Raw genomic sequence first — 12,712 nt, 5'->3', positions numbered from 1 at the left:
GACGTTGCATGCTCCGTCACCACCTTGCCATGATGCGACCCGTTCCCTGGAACCAGCGCGAGCTGCCGTTCGGCCGCGGTCTGGACGAACTTCCCGTGTTGATGGAGCGTGCCCGGGGCACCCCGCACCGCCTGCGTGCCCTTCTCCAGCACCGCAGTCCCGAAGCGCTGAGCCTGCGCCTGAGCGGCACATGGAGCGGGATGGAACACCTCGGGCACCTGATCGCCCTGCAGGACCGCTTCGAGGAGCGGGTCACCGATTTCGAACGGTTGCGGCCCCGCCTGTGCGTCATCGACCTGTCCGACCAGGAGCGGACACTGGCCGGTCATCGTCAGCGCGACCTGGGCGATGTGCTGGAGGAGCTCCAGCTCAAGCGCATGGCCTTCCTGCGGCGCGTGGAACGGCTGCCACAGGCTTCCCTATTGCATGTGGCCTCGCATCCCTGCAAGGACCGACCGATGCGGCCCATGGACATGCTGCTGTGGATCGCCGAGCACGACGATCACCACCTCGCCACTTTGCGCGGCCTGGTATCCGGACCGGAAGAGGAGCGAACCTGAAGGCAGCGCCGCTCGTTGCTTGTGCAGCTACCTTCACGCCATGTTCTGGAAGCGCATCGCGTACTACCTCAACCCGGCCACCCTGTTCGGGCGCAGCGAGGGCAACCTGAACCTGCGCTTCATGCACGGCATCAACCGCATCAGCATCCTGCTCTTCCTGGGCTGCCTGCTGGTGATGGTGCTGCGGGCGTGCACGCGTTGAGCGGGCTCACGCCCGTCGTTCCGCCAGCCGGTCCACCACCAGCACGGGCACCAGGCCGCACAGCACGATGAGCAGCGCCGGGGGCGCGGCGGCCTCCAGCGCCTCGATGCGGGCCTGCTCGAACACCCGGGTGCTCAGCGTGTCGAAGTCGAACGGGCGCAGGATCAGCGTCAGCGGCAGCTCCTTGATGACGTCGATGGCCACCAGCACCAGCGCCGCCAACAGCACGGGGCGAAGAGGGGGCAGGTTGATCCGCAGGAAGGTCCGCAGGGGCGAGGCGCCCAGCAGCCGCGCGGCCTCGTCCTGTGCGATGGACTGACGGGCCAGGCCGCCCTGCACGGGCTGAAGGGCCACGGCCAGGAAGCGCACGCTGAACGCGTAGGCCAGCACCCCGATGCTGCCGATCAAGGTGAAGGGCAGGCCCAACGCACGGTCGAGCGCACCGGCGGCGGTCATCACGCCCACCGCGATCACCGCGCCGGGGATGGCGTAACCCAGACCGGAGGCCTGCACCAGCGCGCGCACCCAGGGGCCGCGACCGTGGCGCCAGGCGAAGAGCAGCAAGAGGGCGAGCAGCAGGGTGGCCGCCGCCGCGCCGCCGGCGACGCCCACGGTGCGCGCCAGGGCCAGCAGGTCCGTGGTGGCCTGCCAGTGGGGAAGCACGGACCAGGCATCGACCAGCAACTTGGCCGCCGGCAGCACGAAGCCCAGCCCGAGCACCACGCCGCAGGCCGTCGCGGCCGCCCATCCGCGGGTGCCACGCAGCGGCGTGGGTCGGAGCGCGGGCCCGTCCGTGGCCTGCCTCCGGTGGCGGCGGCTGCGGCGCTCCAGCATCAGGAGCAGGGCCACCAGCCCGAGCAGCAGGCCGCCGATCCGCAGTGCGCTGCCCAGGTCGTACAGCCCGCCCCAGCTCTGGAAGATGGCGGTGGTGAGCGTCCGGATGCCATAATACTTCACCGCACCATAGTCGTTCAGTGTCTCCATGGCCACGAGCAGCGCGCCACCGACGATGGCCGGTCGTGCCAGGGGCACCGCCACCGCGCGGAACCGGCGCATGCCGTGCGCGCCCAGCAACCGCGCGGCGTCCAGGGCATCGCGCAGCCCGCCGGAGAACACCGCCCGTGCCGGCAGGTAGACGTACGGGTACAGCACCAGGCCGAGCACCGCGCACAGCCCGGGGAGGTCGACGATGTCCGGGCGCCATCCGGTGGAGGCATGCACGCGGAGGCTGATGCTTCCGGTGGGGCCCAACAGGGCCGCGTAAGTGATCGCGCTGATGTACGTGGGCATCGCCAGCGGTAACACCAGGGCCCAGCGGAACAGCCGTCGCCCCGGGAAGTCGAAGGCCGCCACCAGCCAGGCGCATCCGGTCCCGAGCGCCGTGGCGAGGCCGACCGTACCGACCAGCAGCAGCAGGGTCTCGGTCGTGTGCGCAGGCAGGACCGTCCGCCACACGTGGTCCCATTCCTTCGCTCCGGCATGCCAGGGCGCGGTGAGCACGACCAGGAGCGGAGCCAGCACTGGCAGGGCCAGCACCACGGCGGTGCCGGGGCCGAGGGTGCTGGAACGATGCCGCGTGGCCATGGCTCAGCGCCAACCGGCCGCCTGCAGCCCCTTCACGGCGGTGGCGTTGTTCAGGCCGAGCTGCGCCAGGTCCAGCGTATCAGGGTTCAACGCACCGAAGGACGCCAGCACGGGGTCGACCGCCACGCCGCGGCGGACGGGATACTCTTTGTTGCCCTCGGCGAATGCGCGCTGCGCCTCGGCCCCCAGCAGGTATTCCAACAGGGCGATGGCCTCTGCCTCATGCCGTGCGTGCTTCACTACCGCAGCGCCGCTCACGTTCACATGGGTGCCCGAACCGCCCATGCTCGGCAGGGCCACGGCCAGTACTTCGCGGGCCTTGGCGCGTTCCGGCTCGGTGCCGCTCATCAACTTTCCGATGTAGTAGCTGTTGGCGAGGGCCACGTCACCGATGCCCTCGGCCACGGCCAGCAGCTGGTCCGTGTCGCTGCCCTTCGGATCGCGGGCGAAGTTGGCCGCCACCCCACGGGCCCAGGCCTTTGCGCTGTCGCTTCCGTAGTGCGCCACGAAGGCCGCCATCAGACTCTGGTTGTACAGGTTCTCGGCCGAGCGCGCCAACAGTCGGCCCTTCCACTGTGGAGCCGTCAGGGCCTGATATGTGGAGAGCTCCTCAGGGCGCACCTTCGTCTTGTTGTAGGCCAGCACACGGGCCCGCATCGTCAGTCCGTACCAATGCCCTTCGGGGTCCCGGAGCGGGGCAGGGACCACGCTGTCCAGCAGCGCGCTCCGCACCGGACGCAGCAGGCCGCGCATGCGGGCCTGTCCCAACCGTCCCGCATCGCTCGTGATCAACAGGTCGCAGGGGCTCCGCTCGCCTTCGCGCTCCAGCCGCGCCAGCACCTCATTGTCGTCCGCCAGCACCAGGTTCACCGTGATGCCGGTGGCCTCGGTGAACGCGTCGAACAGCGCCTTGTCCGTGTCGTAGTGCCGGTGGCTGTACACGTTCACTGCACGCTCGGCCTCCTTCCCGGTGGATCCGCCCCCGGTGCAAGCGACGAACACGAGGAGGAGGAGGAACGCCCAGCTGTTCAGCAGGGCGGTGCGGTGCGTCGTCATCGATGCGGACATGGGCGCCAAAACTAGTCCCGCTGCGGCGGGCGACCCATACCACGATCAGGGGAGGAGCTGGAGCACCTGCTCCACGCCGTCCAGGGTGTTCGTGGCCTCCACCCGTGTCCATCCTGGATCGCGCCGCAGCCAGGTGAGCTGGCGTTTGGCGTAGTTGCGCGTGTGCTGCTTGATGAGGTCGACCGCACGGGCCAGGGTGAGCGTTCCGTCGAGGTGCTGGAACAGCTCCTTGTAGCCGACGGTGTTCAGCGCATTGAGGTGGCGGTGGGGGAGCAGGGACCGAGCCTCGTCGAGCAGACCGTCGGCCATCATGGCGTCCACGCGGGCATCGATGCGTGCGTAGAGCACGGCGCGCTCGGGCTGCAACGCCACACGCACGAGGTCGAGGTCAGTACGGTGCTGCGGAGCGTGGCGCTGTTCGCTGAACGGTCTGTCGGTCACCAGGCAGACCTCCAGGGCGCGCAGGACACGTTGCGGGTTCCGGACATCGATCCGTTCGGCGGTCGCGGGATCGAGCCGGGCCAGGTCGTCCACCAAGGCCCGCAGGCCTTCGCGCTGCATCCGTTCGCGCAGGCGGCTCCGCAGGTCCTCGTCGGCCTCGGGCAGCGGGTCGAAGCCCTTGATCACGGCATCGAGATAGAGCCCGCTGCCGCCCACAAGGACCGCGAGGCCCTGTTCGGTCAGCAGGCGTTGCAGCACGGGCTCCGCGGCACGGGCGAAGCGGCCAGCGCTCCAGGTCTCCTCCAGGTCCAGGTGCCCCAGGAAGTGATGCCGCACGCCGAGGAGCTCCTCCTCGGTGGGCCGGGCCGTTCCGATCCGCATCGCCCCGTAGAACTGCCGGGCGTCCGCGCTGATCACCTCGGTGCCCTGGCGTGCGGCAAGCGCAGCGGCCAACGCCGTCTTGCCCGAGGCCGTGGGACCACCCACCACGACGAGCGTTCCGCGGACCATCAGTGGTATTCGTCGGGCAGCGGCTCATGCCCGCTCAGCCCATCGTCCTCGCCCCCCGGGCCCAGGTCGTCATCGTCCTCGTAGCCCATGTCCTCGTCCGGGTCGTACACCTCGGCGGTGTCCTCCGTGTAGCTGTCGTCCTCCTCGGGGGGCAGCAGCGCCGCGTCCATGCGGCTGTTCTCCGCGGGTGGCGTGCCGAAGCTCAACACCATGCGGGGGTACTGCACCTCCTTCTCCGGGGTGTGGGCGCCGATCAGCTCCACCATGAAGACCCACATGTGCAGGAAGTCATAGACGTAGAGGAAGCGCTGGCGGGTGCTGCGGATGTGGTCGCTGATGTACACCTGGTCCATCAGGGCCGGGGGGGGTGTTCCCTCTTCGCCGAAGCCCAGGTCGGCCAGCGGGATCTCGGCTCCCTTGTTCCACTCCTCGTCGCTCACGTAGAAACAGGCCATCTCGCTTCCGGTGAAGCCGAAGGCCTGCTTGATGGCCTCGTGGAGCTTCCGAAAGTCCTGCTCGCTGCCGATCTCGATGTCGCGAAAGGCCTCGCTGGCATCGTCGAGCAGCACGCGGAAACGGTAGATGCGCATGGCGCGGGAATGAAGGGACGAAGCTACCGCATTGCGCGAACCGTCCGCCGGCCCGAGGTGTTCCAACGTGGGTCCCCATCGTACTCCACACTTGGTCCAGATGCTTCGTCCTTTTCTCGCGCTCGCGTTGACGGTGCCGTCGCTTCTGGCCGCCCAGCCCTTCGCCATCGGCTCCCGCAACCTCACGTTCACCGACCCCACGCGAGGCGGGCGGCAGATCCCCTGTGAGGTGTTCTATCCGGCCAGCACGGCGGGGGCCAACACCCCTGTGGCCGCTGGCCGCTTCCCGGTCCTCGCCTTCGGTCACGGTTTCGTGATGACCGTGGGTGCCTATGCCAACTACCGCGATGCGTTCGTCCCCGAAGGCTTCATCCTCGTGCTGCCCACCACCGAGGGCGGCTTTCTGCCCGGCCATGGCAACTTCGGGCTCGACCTGGCCTTCGTCATCGGGGCGATGCAGCAGCTCGACGCCGATGCAGGCTCTGCCTTCTTCGGCCGGGTGTTCCCCACTTCGGCGCTGCTGGGGCACAGCATGGGCGGCGGCGCCTCCTTCCTGGGCGCGGCCGGGTCGCCGCTGGTGACCACCGTGGTCAACTTCGCCCCGGCGGAGACCAACCCGTCCGCCATCGCCGCGGCGGCCAACCTCACCGTGCCCACCCTGGTCTTCGCCGGCAGCGAGGACTGCGTGACGCCGCCCGCGTCCAACCAGCTGCCGATGTACACCTCCAGTGCCTCGGCCTGCAAGGCCTACGTGAGCATCACCGGCGGCGGCCACTGCTACTTCGCCAACAGCAACTTCAACTGCAGCTTCGGCGAGACCACCTGCGGCGGGCCGGGCAGCCTCACACGCGCGCAGCAGCAGGACGCCGCCCAGGACCTGGCGCTCCTCTGGCTCAAGCGCTACCTGAGGGACGACCTCACGGCGGGGGATGCCTTCGCGGACTCACTGGTGGCTTCACCGCGCATCACGGCGCAGAGCGTGTTCAGCGACTGCCCGCCTATCCTGGTGCGGGCCCAGCTGCGCGCGTTGCTCGACGGGCCTTACGATGAGGTGACCGACCTGATGGAGGATGCGCTCCGGGCGCAGGGCCTGATCCCAGCGGTGGAACCGAACTCGGCCGCAGGCTTCGTGCATGTGGGGGCCGGGGCAGGGCAGGCCCTCGACCCGGCGTTGTTGACCACCACCGGACCGGACGCCGCAGTGGACTGGGTCTTCATGGAGCTGCGGGATGCAGCGACGGGCAGCACCGTGCTGGCCACGGCCAACTGCCTGGTGCAGCGGGATGGCGACATCGTGGCGCCGGATGGCGGGACGCCGGAGTTCGCCACCGCGCCGGGCAGTTACCGGATCGCGGTCCGCCACCGCAACCACCTGGGCGCGTGCACAGCCTCGGGCATCGCCCTCACCCGCGAGCCCGTGGCCGTGGACCTGTCCGACCCGGCGCTGTCCACGTTCGGCACGGACGCCCGGCGCCTGCGCGATGGGCGGGCCCTGCTGTGGAGCGGCAATGCCCTCCGGGATGCGGAGCTCCGCTATGCCGGCGCACAGAACGACCGCGACGCGATGCTGCTGCGCGTCGGTGGGGTGGTGCCCACCGCGACCGTCACCGGTTATTGGCCGGAGGACGCCACCTTGGACGGACGGGTGCGATATGCCGGCTCCGGCAACGACCGCGACCGCCTGCTGATCTCCATCGGCGGTGCGGTGCCCACGGCGGTGCGGACGGAACAGCTGCCCTAGGTCCCAGGCGTCGCGGAAGGGGTCGGGCTGAGCCCGAGGCGACGACCTTCGGCCAACATCAGCTGCCAGGCCTGGCCCCGGTCGTTGGCGATCACCCCATCGAGGATCGCGTCCTTGATCACCGTCTTGATGTCGCCGATCAGCTTGCACGGCGGGATGCCGAACGCCTGCATGATGTCCTCGCCGGTGACCGGCGGTTGGAAGTTGCGCACGCGGTCCTTCTCCTCCACAGCGGCCAGCTTGGCCATCAGGAGCGCGTAGTTGCGCAGGTAGCGTTCCTTCTTGCGCTCGTTCTTGCTGGTGATGTCGGCACGGCACAGGATCATCAACGCGTCGATGTCGTCGCCGGAGTCGAACAGCAGACGGCGCACGGCACTGTCGGTCACCTCCTCCTTGGTGAGGGCGATCGGGCGCAGGTGCAGGGCGACGAGCTTCTGCACGAGCTTCATCTTGTCGTCCAGCGGCAGCTTCAGGCGGCGGAAGATGCGTGGCACCATGCGCGCACCCTTGTCCTCGTGGCCGTGGAAGGTCCAGCCCTGGCCGGGCACGAAGCGCTTGGTGAGGGGTTTGGCGATGTCGTGCATCACCGCGCCCCAGCGCAGCCACAGGTCATCGCTCTCGGCGCACACGTTGTCCAGCACCTGCAGGGTGTGGTGGAAATTGTCCTTGTGCCCGATGCCGTACTTCTCCTCGGCGCCGCTCAGGGCCACGAACTCCGGGAAGAACTGCTGGAGCAGCCCGCTGTCGCGCATCAGGTTGAAGCCGACGCTGGGCCTGCGGCAGCCGAGGATCTTGTTGAGCTCGGTGTGGATGCGCTCCGCGCTGATGATCTCCAGCCGCTGGGCGTTGCGCCCGATGGCCGCGAAGGTGTCCGGGTCGATGACGAAGCCGAGCTGGTTGGCGAAGCGCACCGCCCGGAGCATGCGCAGGGGGTCGTCGCTGAAGGTGATGTCAGGGTCCAGCGGGGTGCGGATCAGCCCCTGGTCCAGGTGCAGCAGTCCGCCGAAGGGGTCCACGAGCGCACCCAGGCTGCCGGCGTTCAAGGAGATCGCCAGGGCATTGATGGTGAAGTCGCGCCGCTCCTGGTCGTCCTTGATGGTGCCCGGTTCCACGTCGGGCTTGCGGCTGTTGCGGCTGTAGCTCTCGCGCCGGGCGCCGACGAACTCCACCTGGAGGTCGCCCTGCATGAACATGGCCGTGCCGAAGTTGCGGAACACGTGCACCTCGCCGGCCCCGGTGCGTCGCGCCACGGCCTCCGCGAACGCGATGCCGTCACCCTCCACCACGAAGTCGATGTCCTTGCAGGGCCGGCCGATGAGCCGGTCGCGCACGTAGCCCCCGATGGCGAAGGCCGGGATGCCCTGCGCCGCGGCCTCCGCGGCCACCGCCGCGAACAAGGGCTCTTCCACCACACCGTCCAGGCGGGCTGGGTCCACGGTGTAGGGATGGGCGTGGGCCATGGCGCGAAGGCCGGCAAAAGTAGGCCGGTGCGCGGTCAGACCCGTGTGCGCACGCTGCAGTGCACCCACAGCACCGCGATACCGGCAGGCAACAGCAGGCTGAAGCCCAGCAGCGTCGCATGGTATCCCGGCAGCATACCGAGCCCCGCCCAGAACAGGGTGCCCTGCAGAAAGAGCAGGGCCTCGGTGAGCAGGAGGCCTGAGGTGAACACCGAGAGCCCGATCCGCACCGGCAGGGCCGTGGACGTGAACCAGCCGCGCAACAGCGCCATGGCGAAGAGCATCAGGGTGATGGCCCCGAGCATGTTGAGGTGGATGAAGCCGATGACGTAGTTGCGGATGGTGAAGGCCATGATGGCCACCGGTGGGAAGGCCACAGCGGCCTGCATCACCACCTTGATGCCCATCACGATCAGCGCATAGGTGACGCAGCGCCACGCCCACAGCGGGGCCCGGTCCATCAGGAGGGCCTGGGAGCGACGGACGGCATGGCCCGTGCGCCATCCGGCCCACAATTGCAGCAGCACGGCCACCGAGTTGACGCCGATGATGCTCCAGTGCCGCTCGCTCCAGGCGATGGCGAGCGCGAAGCTCAGCACGGTGGACACCACCCATAGGCGCACGGTGAACGGGTCGAGCGGGGTGGGCGATCCCTGCTGCTCGGCCCAGCGCGACCACAGCGCCAGCGCGGCGAACCACGCCCAGCCGTTGAACTGGAAGTGCAGGAAGAACTGGATGCTCCAGTAATAGACCTCGGTGCCGAACAGCCTGGCCGCGAGCAAGGGGCCGATGGCCCAGACCCCGAGGGTGGACAGCACGAAGCCGCCCAGCGCCAGGCGTGCCAGCATGCGGCTTCCTTGAGCGGACCAGTTGCGCGTGGCGTTCCAGGCCTCGCGGACCAGGAGGTAGCTCGTGAGCATGTGCAGCGCCGAGGCCGTGATCGAGACCGGGCCATAGCCCTGGACGGGGAAGCTGAAAAGCATGCCGACCACCGCGGCCTGCGCGGACCACAGGAGCACGCGCCGTCTCCGCCATGTCCGTGCTTCGGGTGCATCGTCCAACAGGAAGACCATGAGGCCCAGGAAGACCCAGCCCAGCAGCGCCACGTGCGAGTGGGCATGCAGCAGCGGCTTGAACCGCACGAAGGGGATCTCCACGAGATAGATGGCCCGGAGCACACAGCCGATCAACGCCGCGACGAGCAGGTCGGCCAGGGCGATGCGATACCAGCGATATACGCTATCCATGAGGGGTGCGGCGAAAGGAGCGGCGAAGATCAGCCATTCCGTTGACCATCGTCATGTAGTGGACAATATTGTCCGATGAGCTTTGGCGGCGTCGCGGTGAATGCGAGCTTTGCCGCCACGAAACAACGGATGAACCCATGAACAATCCTCTGACCTCTTTCGCCGCCGCGATGGTGGCGATTTGCATGATGGCCGCCTGCGGAGGTGGCGATGCCGCCAGTTCGGGTCCTCCTGGTGCACCCACCTTGGAGAAGGAGACCTCGTCCTCGGAGGCCGCTAGCAGTTCGGGGAAGGCAAAGCTCTTGACCGCAGCGGACATCACCTTGGGCGACATCGACAACGGCATGGCGGAAAAAGGCAAGACGACCTACGATGTCAAATGCCAGGCCTGCCACAGCATGGGCGAGAACCGCGTGGTGGGGCCTGGCTGGAAGGGCATCGCCACCCGGCGCAAGCCCGAGTGGATCATGAACATGATCGTGAACACCGATGCCATGCTGGCCGAGGACCCTGAAGCACTGAGGCAACTGGAACAGTGCCTGGTGCGCATGCCCAACCAGAACCTGAGCATGGAAGAGGCCCGACAGATCCTCGAGTTCATGCGCACCCTTTGATCGACCACCCACCACAACCAGTTCCCATGAAACGCCCCTTGTTGTTCACCACAGGAACGATGACCCTCGCCGGGCTCGCCTTTGTCCTGGTCAATTCCCTGCCCGGCTGCCGACCCACCACCACGCAGACGGTCGTCACCGGTGATGCGGCCTCCAAGGTGTATGTGAAGCCCGGCACCCACGATGAGTTCTACAACTTCGTCAGTGGCGGATTCAGCGGCCAGTTGGCCATCTATGGGCTGCCGAGCGGACGCTTGCTCCGCGAGGTCCCCGTGTTCAGCCAGGACCCGGAGACGGGGTATGGCTACAGTGAGGAGACCAAGGGCATGCTGACGACCAGCGCCGGCTTCATCCCCTGGGACGACAGCCACCACCCCGAACTGAGCCAGACGGGTGCCGTTCCGGACGGGCGCTGGTGCTTCATCAATGGCAACAACACCCCGCGCATCGCCCTCATCGACCTGGGTACTTTCCGTACGCACAGCATCATCGAGATCCCCAACAGCGCCGGCAACCACAGTTCGCCGTTCAGCACGCCGAACACCGAGTACGTGATCGCCGGTACACGCTTCAGCGTGCCCATGGGCGACGATGCCCAGCGCGACGTGCCCATCAGCTCGTACAAGGAGAACTTCAAGGGCACGGTGTCCTTCATCAAGCCGGACAGCGTGGGGCGGATGAGCATCGCCTTCCAGATCCTCACCCCCGGTGTCAACTTCGATCTGGCCCGCACCGGAAAAGGCGCCAGCGACGGCTGGTTCTTCTTCAGCTGCTACAACACCGAACAAGCGTACAGCCTGCTGGAGGTGAACGCCAGCCAGCGCGACAAGGACTTCATCATGGCCGTGAACTGGAAGATGGCCGAGCAACTGGCCCGGGACGGCAAGGGCAAGCGCGCGCCCGGCAAGCACCACAGCAACTGGTGGAACGACCACACCCACAGCACCGAGAGCACCGTGTATGAGGATGTGCTGCAGCTCGATCCCAAGGAGCATCCCGGTCTGGTGTACTTCATGCCCTGCCCCAAGAGCCCGCACGGCTGCGACGTGAACCCGTCGGGCGAGTACATCGTCGGCAGCGGCAAGCTGGCCGCCCTCATCCCGGTCTTCTCCTTCAAGAAGATCCAGGAGGCCATCGCCAAGAACGATGTGGAAGGCGACTTCGCCGGCATTCCGGTGCTGAAGTACGAGAGCGTGCTGCACGGGGAGGTGAAGAAGCCCGGCCTCGGGCCCCTGCACACCGAGTTCGATGCCAACGGCAATGCCTACACCAGCTTCTTCGTCAGCAGCGAGATCGTGAAGTGGAACGTGGAGAAGCTCGAGGTGGTGGACCGCGTGCCCACCTACTACAGCATCGGTCACCTTTGTGTGCCCGGAGGCAACAGCGCCAAGCCCTGGGGCAAGTACGTGATCGCCTACAACAAGATCACCAAGGACCGGTACCTGCCCACGGGCCCCGAGCTTACGCAGAGCGCCCAGCTCTACAGCATCGAGGGCGACAAGATGGAGCTGCTGCTCGACTTCCCCACCACGGGTGAGCCGCACTACGCTCAGGCCTGTCCCGCTGATCTGGTGAAGCCGCGCGAGGTGAAGTTCTTCAGGATCGAGGACAACAAGCATCCTTACGTGGCCAAGGGTGAGAAGGAGACCCGCGTCGAGCGCAAAGGCAACGAGGTCCACGTGTGGATGACCAGCATCCGTTCGCACTTCGCGCCGGACAACATTGAAGGCGTGAGGCTCGGTGACGTGGTCTATTTCCACGTCACGAACCTGGAGCAGGACTGGGACGTGCCGCACGGCTTCGCCGTCAAGGGCGCCGCCAACGCCGAGCTGCTCATCATGCCCGGAGAGACCCAGACGCTCAAGTGGGTGCCAACGCGCGTGGGCGTGTGGCCGATGTACTGCACGGACTTCTGCTCGGCGCTCCACCAGGAGATGCAGGGCTACGTGCGCGTGTCGCCGGCCAACAGCACTGTGCCCTTGAAGGGCGAGACGATCTCGGTGGACGCCGGGGTCTGATACGGAACACGATGACGAGCGCCACCCTTCCACCGCCGATCAACGCGGCCTCCGGGAGGGTGGCGCCGTCATTACCGCCCCGACCCATGCGCTTGCATCCCCTGTCCCGCGTGCTGCTGGCCCTGGCCGCCCTCGCCCTCGGCCTCAACTTGGTGATGCCCATCTGGCGCATCGACCTGATGGCGCCCCAGTACCCTGAAGGCCTGTTCCTGCAGATCTACCATGACCGGTTCGCCGGCGACATCGACAAGATCAACGGGCTGAACCACTACATCGGCATGGCGCATATCAAGAACGAGATGTTCCCCGAGTTCGGCATCATGCGCTACGCCTTCTACCTCCTGATCGCCTGGGGGCTGGTCACCGCGGTGGCGGGCCGCCGCGGGGTGCTGCTCAGCTGGCTCTTCGCCATCGCCTCCTTCATCATCTGGGCGGTATGGGACATGTATGCATGGGGGTACAAGTACGCCCATGACCTGGATCCCCGCGCGGCGATCAAGGTGGAGGGCATGGCCTACCAGCCCCCGCTCATCGGCCACAAGCAACTGCTCAACTTCGATGCCTGGAGCACGCCCGACATCGGCGGATGGGTGCTGTTCATGAGCAGCGCCTTGGCCGCGATCATCTTTGCCGTGGAGTGGCGGCGGGCCCATCGCGCGGCCCGCAGCTTTTGAACC

12 protein-coding genes are annotated in these 12,712 nt (G+C 67.4%); 6 read left to right on the top strand and 6 right to left on the bottom strand.

Annotation, left to right across the window (positions count from 1 at the left end; genetic code table 11):
- Nucleotides 1–29: 29 nt before the first annotated feature.
- Together IPJ87_07430 and IPJ87_07425 are read left to right on the top strand one after the other, a co-directional pair.
- Nucleotides 30–560 carry a DinB family protein gene (locus tag IPJ87_07430; protein MBK7941691.1) on the top strand — a complete coding sequence of 177 codons (531 nt, stop codon included), beginning with the start codon at nt 30–32 and terminating at the stop codon, nt 558–560.
- A 40-nt stretch (nt 561–600) separates the two neighbouring features.
- Nucleotides 601–762 carry a hypothetical protein gene (locus IPJ87_07425; protein ID MBK7941690.1) on the top strand — a complete coding sequence of 54 codons (162 nt, stop codon included), beginning with the start codon at nt 601–603 and terminating at the stop codon, nt 760–762.
- Between the two features lie 6 nt (nt 763–768).
- Here the strand turns inward: IPJ87_07425 and IPJ87_07420 are convergent, their stop codons facing one another.
- From IPJ87_07420 to IPJ87_07405, 4 genes are read right to left on the bottom strand one after another with little or no spacing between them, the layout of a single operon-like run.
- Nucleotides 769–2,346, bottom strand: a complete 1,578-nt coding sequence (locus tag IPJ87_07420) for an iron ABC transporter permease (protein ID MBK7941689.1) — start codon at nt 2,344–2,346, stop codon at nt 769–771.
- Nucleotides 2,347–2,349: 3 nt separating this feature from the next.
- A complete protein-coding gene (locus tag IPJ87_07415) occupies nt 2,350–3,402 on the bottom strand; it encodes a Fe(3+) ABC transporter substrate-binding protein (GenBank protein ID MBK7941688.1) in 1,053 nt (350 codons plus the stop codon).
- A 57-nt stretch (nt 3,403–3,459) separates the two neighbouring features.
- On the bottom strand, nt 3,460–4,365 hold the full coding sequence (gene miaA, locus IPJ87_07410; protein MBK7941687.1) for a tRNA (adenosine(37)-N6)-dimethylallyltransferase MiaA: 906 nt from the start codon (nt 4,363–4,365) through the stop codon (nt 3,460–3,462).
- Nucleotides 4,365–4,955, bottom strand: coding sequence for a hypothetical protein (locus IPJ87_07405; protein MBK7941686.1), 591 nt, complete (start codon nt 4,953–4,955; stop codon nt 4,365–4,367). Before IPJ87_07405 ends, miaA begins: the two co-directional genes overlap by 1 nt.
- Nucleotides 4,956–5,055: 100 nt before the next feature.
- On the opposite strand from IPJ87_07405, the gene IPJ87_07400 reads away from it, so the two are divergent.
- Nucleotides 5,056–6,696, top strand: coding sequence for a dienelactone hydrolase family protein (locus IPJ87_07400; GenBank protein MBK7941685.1), 1,641 nt, complete (start codon nt 5,056–5,058; stop codon nt 6,694–6,696).
- On the opposite strand, the gene IPJ87_07395 is transcribed toward IPJ87_07400, so the two are convergent.
- Nucleotides 6,693–8,156: an HD domain-containing protein gene (locus tag IPJ87_07395; GenBank protein MBK7941684.1), complete on the bottom strand. Its 1,464-nt coding sequence runs from the start codon at nt 8,154–8,156 to the stop codon at nt 6,693–6,695. The genes IPJ87_07400 and IPJ87_07395 overlap by 4 nt on opposite strands.
- 35 nt (nt 8,157–8,191) lie before the next feature.
- Entirely contained in the window at nt 8,192–9,403 is a 1,212-nt protein-coding gene (locus IPJ87_07390) for a hypothetical protein (protein MBK7941683.1), read from the bottom strand.
- 170 nt (nt 9,404–9,573) lie between these two features.
- On the opposite strand from IPJ87_07390, the gene IPJ87_07385 reads away from it, so the two are divergent.
- The 3 genes from IPJ87_07385 (at nt 9,574) to IPJ87_07375 (ending at nt 12,709) form a co-directional block, all read left to right on the top strand.
- Nucleotides 9,574–10,017, top strand: a complete 444-nt coding sequence (locus tag IPJ87_07385) for a cytochrome c (protein ID MBK7941682.1) — start codon at nt 9,574–9,576, stop codon at nt 10,015–10,017.
- Nucleotides 10,018–10,043: 26 nt separating this feature from the next.
- Nucleotides 10,044–12,035, top strand: coding sequence for a Sec-dependent nitrous-oxide reductase (gene nosZ, locus IPJ87_07380; GenBank protein MBK7941681.1), 1,992 nt, complete (start codon nt 10,044–10,046; stop codon nt 12,033–12,035).
- An 86-nt stretch (nt 12,036–12,121) separates the two neighbouring features.
- A complete protein-coding gene (locus tag IPJ87_07375; protein MBK7941680.1) occupies nt 12,122–12,709 on the top strand; it encodes a hypothetical protein in 588 nt (195 codons plus the stop codon).
- Nucleotides 12,710–12,712 lie beyond the last annotated feature (3 nt).

This window comes from Flavobacteriales bacterium (genome assembly GCA_016713875.1).
Lineage (GTDB): Bacteria > Bacteroidota > Bacteroidia > Flavobacteriales_F > PHOS-HE28 > PHOS-HE28.
Note: the sequence above shows the minus strand (reverse complement) of the source record. Positions and strands in the feature narration are given on the sequence as shown.